This is a genomic window from Streptococcus australis ATCC 700641, from assembly GCF_000186465.1.
Taxonomy (GTDB): domain Bacteria; phylum Bacillota; class Bacilli; order Lactobacillales; family Streptococcaceae; genus Streptococcus; species Streptococcus australis.
In genome coordinates this window covers 1,078,223-1,097,484 of sequence record NZ_GL636091.1, presented here as the reverse complement: position 1 = coordinate 1,097,484, position 19,262 = coordinate 1,078,223, and the positions used below count along the sequence as shown (strand labels likewise).

At 42.5% G+C, this 19,262-nt stretch carries 21 protein-coding genes; 7 read left to right on the top strand and 14 right to left on the bottom strand.

What is annotated here, in order from left to right:
* Positions 1-13: 13 nt before the first annotated feature.
* The 3 genes from HMPREF9421_RS05040 to HMPREF9421_RS05030 are packed head-to-tail and all read right to left on the bottom strand — an operon-like array spanning position 14 to position 3,202.
* Positions 14-1,366 carry an ABC transporter permease gene (locus tag HMPREF9421_RS05040; protein ID WP_006595920.1) on the bottom strand — a complete coding sequence of 451 codons (1,353 nt, stop codon included), beginning with the start codon at positions 1,364-1,366 and terminating at the stop codon, positions 14-16.
* Positions 1,366-2,061 (bottom strand): ABC transporter ATP-binding protein, encoded by a 696-nt coding sequence (locus tag HMPREF9421_RS05035; RefSeq protein ID WP_006595919.1) that lies wholly within the window; start codon positions 2,059-2,061, stop codon positions 1,366-1,368. The genes HMPREF9421_RS05040 and HMPREF9421_RS05035 overlap by 1 nt, the downstream gene beginning before the upstream one ends.
* On the bottom strand, positions 2,045-3,202 hold the full coding sequence (locus HMPREF9421_RS05030) for an efflux RND transporter periplasmic adaptor subunit (protein WP_006595918.1): 1,158 nt from the start codon (positions 3,200-3,202) through the stop codon (positions 2,045-2,047). The genes HMPREF9421_RS05035 and HMPREF9421_RS05030 overlap by 17 nt, the downstream gene beginning before the upstream one ends.
* Before the next feature lie 200 nt (positions 3,203-3,402).
* Here HMPREF9421_RS05030 and gor point away from each other — a divergent pair, with 200 nt between their 5' ends.
* Positions 3,403-4,752, top strand: a complete 1,350-nt coding sequence (gor, locus tag HMPREF9421_RS05025; protein WP_006595917.1) for a glutathione-disulfide reductase — start codon at positions 3,403-3,405, stop codon at positions 4,750-4,752.
* A gap of 364 nt (positions 4,753-5,116) precedes the next feature.
* Here gor and HMPREF9421_RS05020 read toward each other — a convergent pair whose 3' ends face one another.
* Both HMPREF9421_RS05020 and HMPREF9421_RS05015 read right to left on the bottom strand, forming a co-directional pair.
* Entirely contained in the window at positions 5,117-5,848 is a 732-nt protein-coding gene (locus tag HMPREF9421_RS05020; RefSeq protein WP_006595916.1) for a cyclase family protein, read from the bottom strand.
* 338 nt (positions 5,849-6,186) lie between these two features.
* A complete protein-coding gene (locus HMPREF9421_RS05015; RefSeq protein ID WP_006597402.1) occupies positions 6,187-6,399 on the bottom strand; it encodes a YdbC family protein in 213 nt (70 codons plus the stop codon).
* Between the two features lie 91 nt (positions 6,400-6,490).
* Here HMPREF9421_RS05015 and HMPREF9421_RS05010 point away from each other — a divergent pair, with 91 nt between their 5' ends.
* Positions 6,491-6,820 carry a hypothetical protein gene (locus HMPREF9421_RS05010; RefSeq protein WP_040803002.1) on the top strand — a complete coding sequence of 110 codons (330 nt, stop codon included), beginning with the start codon at positions 6,491-6,493 and terminating at the stop codon, positions 6,818-6,820.
* Positions 6,821-6,860: 40 nt separating this feature from the next.
* Here the strand turns inward: HMPREF9421_RS05010 and HMPREF9421_RS05005 are convergent, their stop codons facing one another.
* Positions 6,861-8,147, bottom strand: coding sequence for a peptidase U32 family protein (locus HMPREF9421_RS05005; RefSeq protein WP_006597406.1), 1,287 nt, complete (start codon positions 8,145-8,147; stop codon positions 6,861-6,863).
* 162 nt (positions 8,148-8,309) lie between these two features.
* Positions 8,310-9,239, bottom strand: coding sequence for a peptidase U32 family protein (locus HMPREF9421_RS05000; protein ID WP_006597381.1), 930 nt, complete (start codon positions 9,237-9,239; stop codon positions 8,310-8,312).
* A gap of 131 nt (positions 9,240-9,370) precedes the next feature.
* Here HMPREF9421_RS05000 and HMPREF9421_RS04995 point away from each other — a divergent pair, with 131 nt between their 5' ends.
* Positions 9,371-9,667, top strand: coding sequence for a DUF3270 family protein (locus HMPREF9421_RS04995; protein ID WP_006595911.1), 297 nt, complete (start codon positions 9,371-9,373; stop codon positions 9,665-9,667).
* Between the two features lie 98 nt (positions 9,668-9,765).
* Here the strand turns inward: HMPREF9421_RS04995 and HMPREF9421_RS04990 are convergent, their stop codons facing one another.
* The 7 genes from HMPREF9421_RS04990 to HMPREF9421_RS04965 all read right to left on the bottom strand — a co-directional run bounded on the left by HMPREF9421_RS04990 (position 9,766) and on the right by HMPREF9421_RS04965 (position 15,648).
* Entirely contained in the window at positions 9,766-10,236 is a 471-nt protein-coding gene (locus HMPREF9421_RS04990) for a YtxH domain-containing protein (RefSeq protein ID WP_006595910.1), read from the bottom strand.
* Positions 10,237-10,251: 15 nt separating this feature from the next.
* Complete coding sequence (locus HMPREF9421_RS04985) at positions 10,252-10,635, bottom strand: DUF948 domain-containing protein (RefSeq protein WP_006595909.1); 384 nt, start codon at positions 10,633-10,635, stop codon at positions 10,252-10,254.
* 11 nt (positions 10,636-10,646) lie between these two features.
* Complete coding sequence (gene lgt, locus HMPREF9421_RS04980; protein ID WP_006595908.1) at positions 10,647-11,429, bottom strand: prolipoprotein diacylglyceryl transferase; 783 nt, start codon at positions 11,427-11,429, stop codon at positions 10,647-10,649.
* Positions 11,426-12,358, bottom strand: a complete 933-nt coding sequence (gene hprK / locus HMPREF9421_RS04975; RefSeq protein ID WP_006595907.1) for an HPr(Ser) kinase/phosphatase — start codon at positions 12,356-12,358, stop codon at positions 11,426-11,428. The genes lgt and hprK overlap by 4 nt, the downstream gene beginning before the upstream one ends.
* A 388-nt stretch (positions 12,359-12,746) precedes the next feature.
* A complete protein-coding gene (locus HMPREF9421_RS04970; RefSeq protein ID WP_006595906.1) occupies positions 12,747-13,022 on the bottom strand; it encodes a PspC domain-containing protein in 276 nt (91 codons plus the stop codon).
* A 60-nt stretch (positions 13,023-13,082) separates the two neighbouring features.
* Positions 13,083-13,535: a SprT family protein gene (locus HMPREF9421_RS10325; RefSeq protein WP_006595905.1), complete on the bottom strand. Its 453-nt coding sequence runs from the start codon at positions 13,533-13,535 to the stop codon at positions 13,083-13,085.
* Positions 13,522-15,648 (bottom strand): Tex family protein, encoded by a 2,127-nt coding sequence (locus HMPREF9421_RS04965; protein ID WP_006595904.1) that lies wholly within the window; start codon positions 15,646-15,648, stop codon positions 13,522-13,524. The genes HMPREF9421_RS10325 and HMPREF9421_RS04965 overlap by 14 nt, the downstream gene beginning before the upstream one ends.
* Before the next feature lie 118 nt (positions 15,649-15,766).
* Here HMPREF9421_RS04965 and HMPREF9421_RS10960 point away from each other — a divergent pair, with 118 nt between their 5' ends.
* The 4 genes from HMPREF9421_RS10960 to zwf all read left to right on the top strand — a co-directional run bounded on the left by HMPREF9421_RS10960 (position 15,767) and on the right by zwf (position 19,256).
* Positions 15,767-15,913, top strand: a complete 147-nt coding sequence (locus tag HMPREF9421_RS10960) for an SPJ_0845 family protein (RefSeq protein WP_006597372.1) — start codon at positions 15,767-15,769, stop codon at positions 15,911-15,913.
* Positions 15,910-16,815 carry a permease gene (locus HMPREF9421_RS04960; protein ID WP_006595902.1) on the top strand — a complete coding sequence of 302 codons (906 nt, stop codon included), beginning with the start codon at positions 15,910-15,912 and terminating at the stop codon, positions 16,813-16,815. The genes HMPREF9421_RS10960 and HMPREF9421_RS04960 overlap by 4 nt, the downstream gene beginning before the upstream one ends.
* Positions 16,812-17,627: a TIGR03943 family putative permease subunit gene (locus tag HMPREF9421_RS04955; protein WP_006595901.1), complete on the top strand. Its 816-nt coding sequence runs from the start codon at positions 16,812-16,814 to the stop codon at positions 17,625-17,627. The genes HMPREF9421_RS04960 and HMPREF9421_RS04955 overlap by 4 nt, the downstream gene beginning before the upstream one ends.
* A gap of 162 nt (positions 17,628-17,789) precedes the next feature.
* Positions 17,790-19,256, top strand: a complete 1,467-nt coding sequence (zwf, locus tag HMPREF9421_RS04950) for a glucose-6-phosphate dehydrogenase (protein ID WP_006597382.1) — start codon at positions 17,790-17,792, stop codon at positions 19,254-19,256.
* The last annotated feature ends 6 nt before the right edge of the window (positions 19,257-19,262 follow it).

Sequence of the window (19,262 nt, the reverse complement as noted above, 5' to 3'; positions counted from 1 at the left end):
AGGTCATTCATCCTTATTCATAGCGAAGAGCTTCAATCGGATCGAGTTTTGATGCCTTGCTTGCTGGTAAGATACCAAAGACAATTCCAACACAAGCTGAAAAGATGATACTTCCAATAGCCACCGACATAGAGACGACTGGAGGTCCTTCTAGAGCACCTGCAGCTGCTGTGGTGATGAGGGCATTGACACCATAGGCCAATCCCAGCCCGAGAATTCCTCCCATCATGGTCAATACCATGGATTCAATGAGGAATTGAATCAAGATTTTTCCACGAGTAGCTCCGAGGGCTTTTCTCAGACCGATTTCACGTGTCCGCTCAGTCACAGAAACCAACATGATATTCATGACCCCAATCCCACCAACGAGAAGGGAGATTCCTGCAATCGCACCGATGACTGTTGTCATAATTCCGAGCATTTGATTGGTCTGCTCCAAGATACTATCCATGTTAAAGATTTGGAATTCTCCTTGGCGAACTCCCGATAACTCGGTTAATTTTTTCGCTGCTTCGATTCCAGTTGGTTTAATCTGTTTGACATCCGGGATATGCACGACAATAGTAGAAATTTCTTCTGTTCCAAATTCTGAAGCGACTTGGGTATTAGCCATCAAGGCACTCCCTCCAGAAGAAACTCCATACAAAGCAGATCCAGCATTTGGATCCTTGAAGATCCCTACCACCCGATAGTTATTGTCTCCGACAGCAACCACTTGGTTGAGGGCACTTTCTGTCCCAAACAAGGTCGAAGCTAAACCTTCATCCAACATGATGACCCGTGAGAAACTCTGATAGTCTGAAGCATTTAGTTTTCTTCCTGAAACCAATTCAAATTTTCTGACAGAGAAATAGGTATCATTGACCCCCATGATATTCACCCCTTCAGATTTTTTCTTCTGAAAGGAGATAGTGGCATTGGCTGTATTACCAACATAGTAGCCATCAATGCCAGGAATCTTGGTCAGTTCCTTGACCCATTCTTCTTGAACGACGGGTGGTGTTTCAAGGATTGGGTTGTCAACATCTTCGCTACTTTCCTCTCCATAGCCAGCTGGCGGTGACATTCCTTGGTCTTCTTCACTTGCAACACCGCCTTCCCCACCACCTTCAGCGCCACCTTCTTCTGAGACAGGTTCTGGGCCAAGATTAAAACCAGTCATGTAGTCACTCTTTCGGGCGGAGTACGAAATCTGAACATATTGCTGATCCTTGGTAAAGGTCTTAGTTACTCCAGCTTTCATCCCATCTCCGAGAGCCATGATGACAACGACCGAGGCAACCCCGATGATAATCCCCACCATGGTTAAGAACGATCTCATTTTATGTCCCAAAATGGAACTAATGGCGAATTTCCAGTTCTGCATCAGGCCCTCCTTTCATTGCGGCTATCCGAGGATATAACCCCATCACGAATGACAATCTGCCGTTTGGCATAAGCGGCAATCTCCGTTTCGTGGGTTACCATGATGATGGTTTTCCCTTCTTGATTGAGTGCTGTCAAGAGCTCCATAATTTGATCGCCAGTTTTGGAGTCGAGAGCTCCAGTTGGTTCATCCGCTAAGATAATAGAAGGATGATTGACCAAAGCACGCGCAATGGCCACCCGTTGTTTTTGCCCTCCAGACAATTCCGAAGGAAGATGGTGCATCCGCGTATCTAGTTCAACTTTCTTTAAAAATTGTTCAGCTAATTCCTTTCGTTTAGAAGGATTCACTCCTGCATAAATCAAGGGAAGCTCGACGTTTTGAAAGGCATTGAGTTTTGATAGGAGAAAGAATTGTTGGAAGACAAAGCCTATTTGCTCATTGCGAACCTGGGCTAACTTCTTCTCACTAAGATTTCCTACTTCTTCCCCCTCTAGCCTGTACTCACCACTGGTCGGACGATCTAGAAGTCCAATGATGTTCATTAGGGTAGATTTCCCAGACCCGGAAGGTCCCATAATAGCTAGAAATTCCCCTTCTTCCACATCTAAATGGATATCCTTTAATACCTGTAAGGTTTGATCACCATTTTGATAACTTTTATTGATGTTTTTCAGCTCAATCAATTTTGTCATATTTTCCGACCTCTTTCCCATCTTCCAAATCGCCAGAAGGGTTGGTGATGACTTGAGCATCCTTGTTCAAACCAGATAAGACTTCTTGATTTTCTGCATCTGCATTTCCTAAGGTAACCATGACTTTTTTAGCCTTGCCAGCTTCAATCGTCCAAACATAGCTTTGATCGCCATCTGATAAAACACTTGTCACAGGAACCAAAGGATGGATGGTTGAACTTTTTACTTCAATATTGACAGAGAAACCTTGTTTCAAATCACCGATTTCACTGGTAATATCTACCGTAAATGGATATTTAGCTCCCCCTGTTCCTTGTCCAGAACCTGCGGCATTTGCACCAGCCTGACCAGCATCTGTCGGATAATTGGCAACGTAGCTAATCTTTCCAGTCCATTTTTTCCCAGGATAGACCTTAGAGGTTAAGGTCACTTCCTGACCAACTGAAATGTTGGCTAGATTGTACTCAGACAACTCACCTTTTACTTGAAGGTTACCGTTGCTGACGATATGAACAAGGGTTTGGTTGGTTCCGGTTGTTGATTTGGAGACATCTTTATTGACTTCTACAACCGTTCCATCTGTACTACTTTTTACGGTTGTAGCATCCAACAAAGCTTTAGCCTTTTCCATATTGGCTACAGCATCCGCACGGGCATCGCGTAAATCACCCACTTGTGTGTCCAAAGAGCGTTGGGCTTGAGAGGCTGATTTGCTATCAGCTTCCTCATCCCCTGTTGTATCAATGGTCACTCCATTGGTCATGAGATCGTTCAATTGACGATCTGCCTTATTGACCGCACGTACTGCCGCGTCATAGGCAGATTGCGCTTCTGTACTACTATATTGAACAATAGCTTGGCCAGCGGTTACTTGATCCCCGACATTCACTAGGATGGATTGCAAATCTCCTTTTGTTCCGTCAAAGTAAATATATTGTTCTTGATTGGCTGTGACCTTACCCGTCAATAAGACAGAGGAAGCAATCGAACCTTCTTTCACGGTTTGTACCATAGGTGTCATATCGACCATTTCTTCAGGGCCACTGCCTGATTTTCCAAAGGCAAGCCAACTCCCCACTCCTACAACTGCTATTGCAGCACCTGTCGCTGTAATAATTTGCCATTTTTTAAATTTCTTCATTTCTTTCCTCCAATATTCGAAAGCGTTTCAAATTATAAGTTTAGTATATCATATTTCCTCATTTTTCAATTCAGAATCATCTGTTTTGCACGTTTTTTTTGCTATCTTGTTTTCTCCTCCTATTCAACGATGGCAATTTCTTGATTTTTGTAACCTTTGTTGTTACAATGGAAGTGTAAATCAACAAAGGAGTACTAACCATGAAAGAATTTGATATTATCTCCATTGGTGGAGGTAGCGGAGGGATTGCTACCATGAACCGAGCTGGAGAACATGGAGCCCGCGCTGCTGTTATTGAAGAAAAGCAGCTAGGTGGGACCTGTGTCAACAAAGGATGTGTCCCTAAAAAAATTATGTGGTATGGCGCCCAAATTGCTGAAGCCATTCGTGATTACGGTCCAGATTATGGGTTTATTTCTGAACAGACCAATTTTGATTTTGCGACCTTAAGAAAAAATCGCGAAGCCTATATTGATCGGGCTCGTTCTTCTTATGATGGCAGTTTTAAACGAAACGGTGTGGAGTATATCCAAGGTCGCGCTCGCTTTGTCGATGCCCATACGGTTGAAGTCAACGGGGAAACCATCAAAGCTAAACATATTGTGATTGCTACAGGGGCTCATCCCTATATTCCTGACCTTCCGGGGGCAAAATTAGGAGAAACCTCTGAAGATGTCTTTGCTTGGGAAGAACTACCAAAATCAGTGGCTATTATCGGTGCTGGTTACATTGCGGTAGAACTGGCTGGTGTCCTCCATGCCCTTGGTGTTAAGACGGATCTCTTCGTTCGCCATGATCGTCCCTTAAGAAAGTTTGATTCTTATATTGTCGATGGTTTAATGGAGGAGATGGTAAAGCAGGAACTACCTTTCCATCCTTATAAGGTACCCGTCCAACTAACTCGTGAAGAAAGTGGTCAAATCCGTATCTATTTCGAAGACCAAACTTCCTTTGTTGCTGAACATGTCATCTGGGCAACTGGACGAAAACCAAATATCCAGGATTTAGGTTTGGAACTGGCTGGCGTCCAATTGAATGAACGAGGCTTCATTGCAGTCGATGCCTATCAAAACACTAGTGTTCCTGGCATCTATGCTCTTGGAGACGTCACAGGAGAAAAAGAATTAACTCCTGTCGCTATCAAGGCGGGGCGTACCCTATCCGAACGGCTCTTTAATGGAAAAACCGATGCTAAAATGGACTACGCAACCATTCCGACCGTTGTCTTTTCCCATCCCGCTATTGGTACAGTCGGTCTCACTCAAGAAGAAGCCGAAAAACAATATGGGAAAGACGCCATCAAGGTCTATACCTCTAGTTTTGCCTCTATGTATTCAGCTGTGACCCAGCATCGTCAGTTGGCTAAATTTAAACTCATCACTGCAGGACCGGAAGAAACCGTTGTCGGTCTCCATGGTCTTGGATACGGGGTGGATGAAATGATCCAAGGATTTGCCGTTGCTATCAAGATGGGAGCCACAAAAGCTGATTTCGATGCAACCGTCGCTATTCATCCAACTGGATCCGAAGAATTCGTTACCATGCGCTAATATCAGAAAAGGTTTGTTCGACAAGCCTTTTTCTTCTGTTTAAATTTTAATGTATCATCGCTGAAGCTTCCATAGTCTAATCTTTCATTTTACCTTTCTTACCTTACATTTTTGTAAGATAAGAACCTTCGAAAGAAATGAAAGCTAGCTTCACTAGTCATGTTCTTAAGATATTAAAAAAAGAGACTGGGACAAAAGTCCGGCCTCTCAATTGTCTTTGGATTGTCGAGTAAGACGCAGTGGTTGAGTGGGCTCTACTACGCTGATTTCATCAGCTTTTACAGCCCTACTCAACTGTGCGGAGGTAGGACGACGAAATCGAATTCTAACGAATTACCGATTTCTGTCCCACTCTCTCTGTTGTTTATGGCAAGATAGCAATGGCACGAACAGGTGAACCAGTTGCCTTATCCCAGTGAGGGAAGGCAATTGAAATCAAGGCACCTACTGCTGGTACTTGATCCAAGTGGTTCAAGACTTCAACTTGGTAGATATTTTGTTCCAAAAGGTAGTATTCATTGACCAAGCCATGCTCTGCTGCTGGAATACCTGCATCAGTATCGAAGGTTTCATGACCCACAGCCTTGACATGGCGTTCATGAATCAAGAATTCCAAAGCTTCTCGGCTCCATCCTGGACTTTGTTGAACCCCATTTTCATCTAGATTACGCATAGCATCTTGATCTGGCCAACGTTTTGACCAATCACTACGGAAGGCGACAAAGGCCCCTTCTGCAATTTGTCCATATTCAGCTTCAAAATCTAAAATATCTTGTTTTCTCAAGATAAAGTTTGGGTTGGCTGCTACTTCTTTAGACTTGTCGATAACATAGAGTGGCAAGAGAAGATCTTTGAGGTCAATCTCATCCAACCAACGGCCACCTTCTACAAAATGAATCGGAGCATCAATATGCGTTCCGTATTGACCAACCACTGTAAATTTTTGGACATGGAAGCCATCTTTTAGTGTGAAAAGGTCTTCTTGTTGCAAAGCAGGGAGAGCTGGAAAGTGAGGACTTTCTGCATTGATCTGGTGACTCAAGTCCACCCATTTTTTAGCTTGCAATTCTTTATAAATACTTAGTAAATCTGACATATGGATTCCTTTCCTATAAGGGCTACATGAAATAAACGAATAAGGTTATTATAACAGTCCATCTCATCATCCACAATGATTTGCGTTAATCTTGTTTTCTTGAATGGGTTATAGTTTCAAGCTATAGTTATTGAAAGCATCAAAAAAGAGAGTGGGACAGAAATCGGTAATTCGTTAGAATTCGATTTCGTCGTCCCACCTCCTCACAGTTGAGTAGGGCTGTAAAAGCTGATGAAATCAGCGTAATAGAGCCCACTCAACCACTGCGTCTTGCTCGACAATCCAAAGACAATTGAGAGGCTAGGACTTTTGTCCTAGCCTCTTTCTTACTCATCCTATTACTGTTTAAATGCATCTAGCAAAACTTGGAATTCTTCGTTGGTCAAAGTGATCCCCTTGCCCATCTTCGTATGGTCAGGGCTCCAAGTTCGGATATCATACTTGGCAGGTGCTCCATTAAAGCTAACCCGGTTTAACTCCTTGGTCCATCCTTTTTCATTTTCAGATAAGACCAAGAGTTGTTCTTCAATTTCAAAACTAAAATCTGCCATTTCATACTCCTTTTCAATGTCTTTCACCTTAATAATTCGTAAAAAATTTTACAAAATGAATGAAATTTTCTATAATATATTGTATCAACTTATGGAGAATTATGCTATGAAAAGATTTCTTGAGCTTCTCAAGGACAGAGCCAATGAATTTTTCAACGATAAAACCTCTCAACCAGCTCCTTTAGAGGATGGTAAAACGATTCAGATTATTGAACTGGCCCTTCGAAAAAAACAAGGAGTCCATGTCATCTTCCAAAATAAGAGTTTTACAGGCGATATCGTGAAATATGATCAGGAACGAAAACAACTCATTGTCAAGAATTTTAAAAAGAGTATGTCAACCATCATTCGAATTTCTGACATTCAAAAGATTAGTCTCGTTCCACATACGATTCGAATCGCACAACAAAAAACACCGTAAACTTCCAAGCTTGGGAAGCATGCGGTGTTTTTTTTACGTTTTAGGCACGAACCGTTTGGCTGGTTCCATCTTCTTTATAGAGGTTGATCAAGCCTTCTTTAAGAGCACGGATCATATCACCTGGTTCAACTGGTGTTGGCATATGAATGGTCAATAACTCCATCGGATTTGGAGCCCGATCAATTTTATTGCCCTTGGCATCATGCAAATCTTCAATCACCGTTTCAAAATGACGGAACCCAGGTCCATAAAATTCCACTTGGTCTCCTTCATTGATGACATTCCGTTGTCGAATGGTCGCAATTTGTTGCTCTGCATCATAGGAAACCACTTCTCCAACAAACTTGTATTCTGGAATCTTCCGACGAGCCCCAAACAGTTGCTCGTTTTCAGATGGTGTTCCGTAATAGAATCCGGTAGCTAACTCACGTTGGGCTACCTTCCACATCTCATCAATCAAGTCTTGCTTAATCGCTTCAAACTTCTCAGGACTTTCCAAATAAGCATCAACAGCCGCCTTGTAGCAATTCGTTACGGTAGAGACATAGTGAATGGACTTCATCCGACCTTCAATCTTAAGGCTGTCCACTCCATTTTCAATCATATCAGGGATATGGTCAATCATCGACATGTCCACAGCTGACATCGAGAATTCTTCAGGGATTTCCCCTTTGAGACTCTTGCGTTCTTGGCCAAATGGCATATCGTAGAGATCGTACTTCCAACGACAAGATTGGGAACATCCTCCACGGTTGGCATCCCGCATACTCATATGATTGGACAAAGTACAACGGCCAGAGTAGGAAATACACATTGCTCCGTGAACAAAGGCTTCAATTTCAACATCTGTCCGCTTACGAATTTCAGCTAGTTCTGCCATCGAAACTTCCCGAGCCAAAACGACCCGTGTCAAGCCCAAGTCTTTCCAAAACTCGAGAGTTTCATAGTTAGTCGCACTAGCTTGAGTAGAGAGGTGAATTTCCAAGCCAGGTGCTTCTGTCGCTGCGATGGTAATCAAGGCAGGGTCTGAAACAATGACCGCTGCGATTCCGATATCCCGTAAGCGACGAAACCATTCACCAGCTCCAACTTCATTTCCTTCATGCATGACCATATTGGCTGCAACATAGACCTTGGCTCCATACTTGGCCGCAAATTGGACTCCTTCTTCCATTTGCTCGAAAGTGAAGTTCCCTGCACGGCTACGAAGACCATAGGCCTGACCACCGATGAAGACAGCATCCGCACCATAGCGCACAGCAACCTTTAGTTTTTCAAGTGTTCCCGCAGGTGATAGAACCTCAGGACGTTTCAATTGTTTTGTCATCATATCTCCTAGTATATTACAAGTATATTAGTTAGATTATCAATCTTGTCTATTTTATAGCAAATCCAGTCGAAAGGCAATGGTTTGGGAATTGTTTTGACAATTCTCATTCTTTACCATCACTAAAAAGGAAGGCCCGCACTCCTGGCAGGCTTTTCTCCTTTATTTAACCATGTCTGGATCGTAATCATAAAATCCAGTGTCAAGGAAACGATTCTTAGGATGCAATTGGTGAATCTGCTCATCCAATAAGAAGGCTTGATCAGATGTGAAAGTCCCAGCTTCTAGAAGCTCACGTGCTTTCACAAAACACTTGGCAATTTCCACAAAGTTTTGACCAGGTGTATAAATCCCCTCTAACTTCCAGTGGGTGAAACCATGCTCCACTAACTCAGAGAGTTTGGTCATCAAATCCAGGTCATTATTGGCAAAAATATGAGTTCCATGCTTGTCCTCAAAGATAGAATAGTGGCTTTCTGGATCTCCTGGTTCTGCCAAAAAGAGATCGCGCTCTCTCGTCTTTTCGTCATCGATGTGCGTAAAATTGTAGTAATTCTGCAAAAGAGGGCGTTTGGAATGATGAATCACACTGGCCCCATAAACCAATACTTCAGCAGGAATCTCTAAGATTTCTGGCATCTTGAAAAGCTCTGCAGATGGGATTTCTCGAGCAAGAACTGCTTCTGAAGCACCAGCCTTTTGTCCCCAGAAATTGATCTGACGGCTACTTGTCACCATGGTAGAAGCATCATAAATGGTTTTAAAGCTGTAGCCATCCCGCTTCAATACATAAAAGACGCCTGCATCTCCTACCGTGATATAATCGACGTTAATCGAAGCAAGGAAATCTAAAAATGGTTTGATACGATCCATCATGTCTTGGTGCATCAAGGCATTGACAGCCACTGTCATTTCCTTACCTGCCGCATGGACTAGATCAGAAATTCGACTTAATTCGTCATACGAGAAAGTGTGAGGAAGTCGTAATCCAAATTCCTTTTCTCCGACATAAATACGGTCCACACCTACTTCTAGAAGGGCTTGAACCTGTTCAATACTTTCAGCTGTAGCTGTAATAATTATCTTTTTCATGAAAACTATTATACCAAAAAAGTCATTTTGCTCTCTAAATTTCTTAATTTTGTAAAAATTGTAACAGTTTTGTAACATTTCTATGCTTGAAAACGTGTTAAAATAATAGAGTACTGTTAGGAGAGAGAAATATGCCCGCAAGAAAACTTAGAGTTGTTGAAGAATACGACTATGTCGAAGTCCCTCTTCAACAAGAGAATACAACAACTAATTATGATTTTAACCTTGATACTGAACCAGCTCCGCAATTAAGTGAGCTACTATTTTTCCTTAATATTGCTGTGTTTTGTGTCTTAACTGTTTTATTTAGTTTCGTCTTTTTATCAATGAAGATGAATACCTTTTTTGCTTTTGCCTCAGCAATTGCTTGTAGTTTGGGAAGTATCCAAGCTTTCCGCATTTTCCAGTTAAAACGGAAAAAGGACTAAGATGAATTTTTTAGCCTCCTTCGGGAGGCTTTTTGGCATTTCCCATCCACGTTTGTCATTGTATAAGAGAAATCCCTCACCAATGGTGAGGGATTATTTTATTCTTCTTCTACAGCTGTTTCTTTGATCTCTTCTTCCACTTCTGGAAGAGCTGTTTCTTCTTCCAATTCAAGGACAATCTCTTCACTTTCTTTTTCCTGTTTAGGCTGGAAAGGACTTGCTTGATTGCCGGTCTTTTGCTGGATTTTTTCCTTAATCGTTTGGATAGCATCTTGTGAAAATTCTACCACATCCTGCGTCTTATCTTTCACTGTCTCGATAACAGTGTCTTTGTTGATCTCGCCACTTTCAACTTTTTCCTTGGTTTGCTGAATAGCGTCTGATGCTTGCTTGGATAGTTCCATTGCAGATTGTTTCACAGAATCATGAACTTCTTGTGGATTCTCTTGGTATTCTTTTACAAAACCTTTGACTTTACCAGTCAACTCTTTCCCTTTTTTGGTTGTCAGGAAATAGGCGGCGGATGCGCCAGTGATCGTTCCAATTAATAATGATGATAAACGTCCCATAAGGTACCTCTTTTCTTATTTAAATAATTTCATAGCCATGCGAGCTGCTTTTAATCCGACGGATGTTTTAACAGTCTTTCCACCAACAACGACAGCTTTTTTGCTAATCTGACGTGCTTGATCATTCAGATCCGACACAGATACAGATAAATCTGCCACTGCTGTGAAGAGTGGATCAATGGTTGCAACTTTTTGATTCAAATCTTCTGTCAAAACATTCACTTTTGCTAACAACTCATTGGTTTGGTGTAAGGTTACATTTACATCTGATGTCAAGGTCTTAATCGTTACTTGAGTCTCATCTACAACTTTTCCAATCTTTGAAAACAAGATAATCAAGTAGATGACCAAAACTACTAAAGCTAACCCTAAAAGCCCATAGGCAATTTCAATAAACATTTCTTTTCTCCTTAATCTATTTCCGTTCTATAAAATGGTGCATTCTTTTTTCGTTGATAGATCATGATGCTGATTCCAAGCAGGATGAGGACCAGGGAAAGCCATTGTGAAACTCGAATTCCCAAAAACATCAAGCTATCTGTCCGCATTCCTTCAATAATCATTCGACCAAAGCCATACCAGATTAGATAGAAAGCAGTAATTTCGCCCTTTCTCAACAGTTTCGGACGACGACGCAAGTAAAGAATCAGCACAAAACCAAGCAAGTTCCAACAAGATTCATATAAGAAGGTCGGTTGACGGTAATGTCCATCAATAAACATCTGATTCCGAATGAAAGAAGGTAAATAATCTAAATTCTTAACAATGGCTCCGTAGGCTTCTTGGTTAACAAAATTGCCCCAACGGCCAATACTTTGAGCAATCATGACACTCGGTGCAGCGATATCTAAAAAATCAACTGGGTCAATCAAACGACTGCGTGAAAATAGGTAGAGGACTAGAGCCCCTGCCAGGAGTCCACCATAGATAGCAATCCCACCGTTCCATACGGCAAAAATCTCTCCTGGGTGTTCCCTGTAATAAGACCATTGAAAAATAACATAGTAAAGACGGGCCCCTATGATCGCTACTGGAAAAGCAATCAGAATGAAATCAATAATATCGTCTGACTCTATCCCTTTACGAGGGGCTTCTTTCATAGACAGGATAACCGCCAAAAGGAGACCGAGGACGATACAAATCGCATACCAGCGAATGCTAAAGGGACCAAGTTGAATGGCTACTGGATTCATACTTTCACCTCATTCTGATCAATCAACTGGGTCAATCGATCTTCAAAGGTTTTAGTAGCATCATATCCCATTTCTTTGGCGCGGTAGTTCATTGCTGCTGCCTCAATGACAACGGAAATATTGCGACCTGTCTTAACAGGGATGCGAATTCTTGGAATAGTCACTCCACAGAACTCAATTTCTTCTGCATTATTGCCAAGACGATCGTAGGTTTGTTCCTTGGTGTAGTTTTCTAAATAGACCGCGATTTGAACCTGTGAAGAATCTTTCACAGCACTGGCACCATAGAGACTCATAACATCAATGATCCCTACTCCCCGAATCTCTAGCATATGACGTAGAATTTCAGCAGGCTCACCCCACAAGGTCATCTCATCACGGGCGAAGACATCTACCCGGTCATCTGCTACCAAACGATGCCCTCGTTTGACGAGCTCTAAACCAGTCTCACTCTTCCCGATTCCACTATCTCCTTGGATCAGAACCCCCATGCCATAGATATCCATCAAGACACCATGGACACTAGTTCTTTCCGCAAGGAGAGAATCTAGGTAGCTTGATAGTTCACCAGATAGGCGACTAGTTGGAACGCGACTGCTTAAAATCGCGATTTGCTTTTCCTCTGCAGCTAGGAGCATTTCTTCAGGAACCTCTAGATCCCGCGCGATAATGAGTACGGGCGTTTCCGGCTGAAACATCTTTCTCAATACTTGGTGTCGATTGTGGGAGGTCATCTTGATGAGGTAAGACCACTCTTTCATCCCAACCAATTGAATCCGCTCTGGAGTATAGTAATCAAAATATCCTGTCATTTCAAGTCCAGGTCGTGAAATATCTGCCGTTGTAATCTCCTTATCAAAGAGACTTTCATTGCCATAAATAACCTTCAAACGAAGCTTTTTAATTAAATCTCGGACTGTTATTGCCATAGGCTTCTCCCTTTTTCTTTTCTCTTTCTATTATAGCAAATTATTCCCTGGTAAGACTTGCTCAAGCATCATTTTTTAGTATCGAAACTGAGGCTATTATTCTCACACGCATTCCAGTACCCTTTGATTTCCCTATTTATCCTTTTTTCCCATTTTTCAATCGTTTCTTCTTTTGAAAAAAAGATGAGAGTGGGACAGAAATCGGTAATTCGTTAGAATTCGATTTCGACGTCCCACCTCCGCACAGTTGAGTAGGGCTGTAAAAGCTGATGAAATCAGCATAGTAGAGCTCACTCAACCACTGCGTCTTGCTCGATAATCAAAAGACAATTGAGAGGCTAGGACTTTTGTCCCAGCCTCACATTCTTATTCGATTCATGAAAATTCTTTAAAAGAATGAATCGTCATCTTTGATCACTTGAGCATCCTTACGTTTGCGAGGTCCGAGGCCGTACTTTTCTCTTTCAAGATCTTCTTTATAAGGCAAGGAGAAGGCACAAAGGCAATAAATAGCTAAGCCTACAAGCCCATAAAAATGAAAGATACTAAAAAGCACAAAGAGAAAACGCAATAGGTTTGCATCGAGCCCAAATCGATCCGCTAGTCCAGCAAATACTCCAAAAACGATTCTGCCTCGACGTACTTTATAAAATATTGGATTCAAGGGCCTACCTCCTATTATTTTAGAACAGTATATCCCGAAATCAAGTCACTGTCATCAGACTCAAGGCCGATTTCCTAGTTTAGTTGTACCTTGATACCTGAGTAGTCCTCTGCACCGGCCACAGCGGTACTTTTGAAGATTAATCTGCCGCTTTCTTCTGAATTTTTGCCCACAGCTCGTACAAACATAAATCTTATAGTTTTCCTTATCAACTGAAGGGGCATAACGCAAGCCATCTACCTCTTTGAGCAAGGCCTTGAAATCTTGATCCTGATGACGATACCCTTTTTTCATATAGTAGAGATGATAGTGACACAACTCATGACGGACAATCTTTCGAAAAATCTCCCAGCCAAATCCTTCTAGTATTCTGGGATTGAAATCTAAATGACCATCTTTAGGAAAGAAGCGACCACCGGTCGAACGCAGGCGATTATTCCAGATGGCTTGATGAAGAAAGGGGCGGCCAAAATCTTCCAACGATACTTCTTGAACGTATTTAGTTAGATTCATGTGGTGCCAAGAGGGAAAGATTTACTTTTTCCCGTTCTAAATCAATCTTGTAAACCCAAACGGTCACTAGGTCGCCAACTGAAACAACTTGACTTGGATGCTTGATAAATTGCTGGCTCATTTGTGAAATGTGGATCAAACCATCTTCATGAATCCCAATATCGACAAAGGCCCCAAAGTCAACAACATTGCGGACAACCCCTTCTAGTTTTTGACCAATCTTCAAGTCCTTCAAATCAAGAACATCCTGGCGAAGGACGGGAGCATCAAAAGAATCACGTAAATCACGACCAGGTTTGAGAAGATCTGCGACAATATCTTTTAAGGTCTCAGGGCCAATTTCAAGCTCCTGGGCCATAGAAACTGTGTCAATTTGTTTTAATTTGACTTGGGCTTCTTCATCCATCTCCCTAATCCCTAGTAAGGTAAAGAGCTTCTTCACTGCAGGGTAACTTTCTGGATGGACCCCTGTCCGATCGAGGAAATTCTCACTTTCTGGAATCCGTAAGAAACCAGCTGCCTGTTCAAAAGCCTTGGCTCCCAGACGAGGAACCTTTTTAATCTGTGCCCGAGAAGTGATCAACCCTTCTTCTTCCCGGTACTTCACGATGTTCTCAGAAATGGTTTTATTGAGACCAGCCACGTGGGACAAGAGGGCTGGACTAGCAGTGTTAATATTAACTCCGACTTGGTTCACCACAGTATCGACAACAAAATCAAGGCTTTCAGATAATTTCTTCTGGCTGACATCGTGCTGGTACTGGCCGACTCCGATTGATTTCGGATCAATCTTGACCAACTCAGCCAATGGATCCTGCAAACGACGGGCAATGGAGATGGCTGAACGCTTTTCAACTGTCAGTTCCGGAAACTCATGGCGAGCCAATTCACTAGCTGAATAAACAGATGCACCACTTTCATTCACAATGACATAACTCACATTTGGAACTTCCTTGAGGACTTCCGCAACAAAGGCTTCGCTTTCTCGACTTGCCGTTCCATTCCCAATCGCAATGATTTCCACGCTGTATTGACGAATCAACCGTTTCAGTTCTTCTTTTGCAGCTTCAATTTGTGTTGCTTTAGCCGGTGCAACAGGATAAATCACCTGAGTGGTTAACATCTTTCCTGTTTGATCGACAACAGCCAATTTGGCTCCTGTCCGGAAAGCTGGGTCAAAGCCTAAGACCACGCGCCCCTTGAGGGGAGCAATCAGCAAGAGGTGACGAAGATTTTCAGAGAAAAGCTGAATGGCCCCATCTTCTGCCACTTCTGTAAATTCTGTCCGAATTCGACGCTCCATAGCTGGTAGCATTTTCTTTTTCAGAGCTTGGTTAATAACTTCTTCGATGTAGCTATTCTTCGATTTAAATCGAGCTTCAAAGTGACGAATCAAACGGTCTACAGGATGCTCAAATCCAACCTTTAATACCCCCAATTTTTCTCCACGGTTTAAGGCAAGTGTTCGGTAGCCCTGCATGTTTGCAATCTTCTCAGAAAAATCATAATAGATTTGGAAGACTTGCTTCTCGTCTTTGCTCTCATCCTTCAAGCTAGAAGTGATCAAGGAGTGTTTGCGAATCTCCTGGTAGGTGAGGTTACGCAATTGCGGGTCTTCTGCAATCGCTTCGACCAAGATATCGATAGCACCAGAGATTGCATCCTTTACAGTTGGAAATCCTTCAGATAGGAATTCTTCTGCTGAAGTTTCCAAGTCCTTTTGATCTTGCAAAATCATCCGAGCAAGTGGGAAAAGGCCTGCCTCACGCGCAATGGTAGCCTTGGTCCGGCGCTTTTCCTTGTAGGGAAGATACAATTCTTCCACATCTGCCAGTTTTTCAGCCTGCTCAATCGCTTCTTTTAAGGCTGGGGTCAGTTTCCCAAGCTCTTCAATCTTAGCGAGGACAGTTTCTTTCCGATCAGCCAAGGCTGTCAAAGACTTGTCCATATCGATAATAGCTTTGATGGCTACTTCATCTAGATTCCCTGTAGCATCTTTCCGATACCGAGCGATAAAGGGGATGGTGTATCCCTCTGCTGTTAAGGTTAAAACAGTATCAATTTGTTTGAGACTGACGCCCAGTTCTTGGGCTATTTTTTCATATTTTTCCATAGCTTCTATTATACCATAGAAGGCCTTCTATACTGCTTTTTCATCTCACTTTTGGACTTGATTTTCCCCTCTTTTTTGAGAATTTGATATAATGAGAAAAAAGAAAAGGAGACCTATCATGGCGATTAAATTTTCAAAAACAGACGATTTAGACAAACTCTTTGAGGAATTTGCTGTCTTCCCAGATCCCCCTCAAGTCACTTTACCAGATGACAAGAAGAATGAAACAGCAGGGGAAAAAGTGCAGAAGGATTCTGACAAATGAGTTTCTTCCAACAGCTGCCAACCAGTGTCCTTCAAGCTGGAGCAATTTTTCTTTCAATTATGATTGAAGCCCTTCCTTTTGTTTTGATTGGAAGTCTCATTTCAGGGGCAATCGATGTCTATATCACCCCTGAAAAAGTCTACCGAGCTCTTCCTAAAAATAAATGGGGGAGAATTCTGTTTGGGACCTTGATTGGCTTTATTTTCCCTTCCTGTGAGTGTGGCATCGTCCCCATTATCAATCGCTTTTTAGAGAAGAAGGTCCCTAGCTATACAGCTGTGCCCTTCCTAGTGACAGCCCCGGTTATTAACCCCATTGTGCTCTTTGCTACTTATTCTGCCTTTGGGAATTCCATTCAAATGGCTCTCCTACGGGCCATCGGATCGATCCTGGTGGCAACTGTTCTGGGGATTTTCCTAGGATTTTTCCAAACAGCTTCTATCCAACGGGCCAACCGTAAGGAAGTCCATGTTCATGACTTTTCAAAACTATCCGCCGGTCAACGCTTCTTTCAAGTATTTGTGCAGGCCATTGATGAGTTTTTCGATACTGGACGCTATCTGGTCTTCGGTTGTTTATTTGCCAGCGTGGTTCAGGTTTATGTGCCAACTCGCGTGCTGACTTCTATCTCCGCGACGCCACTCCTAGCCATTCTTCTCCTTATGCTTCTCTCCTTCCTCCTCTCTTTGTGTAGTGAGGCTGACGCCTTTATTGGCTCTTCCCTCCTCTCAAGTTTTGGCTTGGCTCCTGTCCTAGCCTTCTTGGTTATCGGACCTATGCTAGATGTCAAGAACCTCTTGATGATGAAGAATTATCTGACCAATCGCTTTATTGTCCAATTCATTAGCATCGTTAGCCTAGTTGTCTTGGTTTATGCTTGGTTTGTGGGGGTGGTCCTATGATTCGATTTGTCATTTTAGCAGGCTATTTCGAAATTACTATGTATTTGCAGCTATCTGGTAAGCTCAACCAATACATCAATATGCATTATTCCTATTTAGCCTATATCTCAATGATTCTTTCCTTCCTCTTGGCTGTCGTCCAGCTCTATATTTGGATGAAGAATCTGCCCGTTCATAGTCATCTCACCAGTAAAAAAGCCAAAGTCATGAGTATTCTTCTGCTCCTGATTCCCTTGATTGTAGGGATCGGCTTCCCGACTGTGACCTTGGACTCCCAAACGGTTTCAGCCAAGGGCTATCATTTCCCCATTGCGGCTGGCTCTTCTAAAGATATTCAAAATGACGAGGGAACAACCAACCAATACCTCAAGCCAGATACCAGCAGTTATTTCACCAAATCCGCTTATGAATCTGAGATGAGGGCTGCAGCCAAGAAGTACCTCAAGCAGGATCATATCCAGATCACGACAGAAAACTATATGGAAGTCATGGAAGTCATCTACGACTATCCAGATGAATTTGCTGGAAAAACCTTCACCCTAACCGGCTTCATTTATAAGGATCCCCAGGATCCGGGCAGTCAGTTCCTTTTCCGTTTTGGGATTATCCACTGTATCGCCGACTCAGGTGTCTATGGTTTGTTAACCAAAGGAGCCTCTCAAACCTATGAAGACAATACCTGGGTCCAAGCGACTGGAACTCTCAAGATCCAATACCATAAACAACTTGGCCAAAGCCTTCCTGTCTTAGACATAGAGGAAGCTCACTCAGTAGAAAAACCCGCCAATCCTTATGTTTATCGGGTATTCTAGGCAGTCTATCACTCAACAGGTTGTGACCTTTCGGTCCAACCTTTTTTCGTGGCTTCTCTCCTTTTCTTTCCTATGAAAGTCAGGATACTTTTACTTTCAAAGAGAAATTTTCTGAATTTTATGGTAGAATATGGTTTATCAAGTTAGAAAATAGGTATGAACATGTCCTCAAAAGTAATTGTAACCATTTTCGGGGCCAGTGGAGATTTAGCCCACCGCAAGCTCTACCCTTCCCTTTTTAGACTCTATAAAACTGGAAATCTTTCAGAGCATTTTGCAGTGATTGGAACTGCTCGTCGTCCTTGGAGCAAAGAATACTTTGAATCCGTTGTCGTTGAATCCATTTCGGATTTAGCAAACAGTCCTGAACAGGCGCAGGAATTTGCCAGTCATTTTTACTATCAAAGTCACGATGTTAATGACACGGAGCACTACATCAAGCTTCGTGAACTTCAAAATCAGCTCAATGACACCTACCAAGCTGAGCATAATAAACTCTTCTTCCTATCCATGGCACCTCAATTCTTTGGAACAATTGCCAAACATTTGAAATCTGAAGGCATTGTGGATGGAAAAGGTTTTGAACGTTTGATCGTTGAAAAACCATTTGGAACGGATTTAGAAACAGCTAGTCAGCTCAACAAAGAACTGGAAGAAACCTTTGAGGAAGAGCAAATTTTCCGGATTGACCATTACCTCGGTAAAGAAATGATCCAGTCCATCTTCGCCCTCCGTTTTGCCAACCTAATCTTTGAAAACGTCTGGAACCGTGACTATATCGATAATGTTCAAATCACTTTCGCAGAACGACTAGGAGTCGAAGAACGTGGTGGCTACTATGATGAATCTGGTGCCCTCCGCGACATGGTCCAAAACCATACCCTCCAATTGCTTTCTCTCTTAGCTATGGACAAACCAGCCTCCTTCACCAAGGAAGACATCCGTAAAGAGAAGGTGAAAGTTTTTGAACAATTGGTTAACCCTTCTGATGAAGAATTAAAGAAACAATTTATCCGAGGCCAGTACCGTTCAGGAAAAATCCAAGGAAAAAAAGACATCTCTTATCGCAGTGAACCAAATGTCAATCCTGAGTCCATGACCGAGACCTTTGCCTCTGGTGCCTTCTTTGTGGACAGCGATCGCTTCCGTGGAGTACCTTTCTTCTTCCGTACAGGAAAACGTCTGACAAAAAAGGGAACCCATGTGAATGTGGTCTTCAAACAGATGGACTCTATTTTTGGTCAAGAAATTGCACCAAATGTGCTGACCATCTACATTCAACCGAATGAAGGTTTCTCTCTCAGTGTCAACGGGAAAGAAGTCGGTGAACAATTCCAGATTGCTCCGATATCTTTTGACTATGAAACGGATGCGACAGCGACCGGTGCTTCTCCAGAGCCTTACGAAAAGTTGATCTATGATGTCTTAAATAATGATTCTACCAACTTTAGCCATTGGAACGAAGTAAAAGCATCTTGGAGCTTGATTGACCGAATCGAACACATGTGGTCTGAAAATCAAGTACCTCTTCATGAATATAAATCTGGAACCATGGGACCTCAAGCTTCCTTCGACCTCTTGAAGGATTACAATGCTGAATGGGTCTGGCAACCAGCAATTGAAGAATAAATCGTT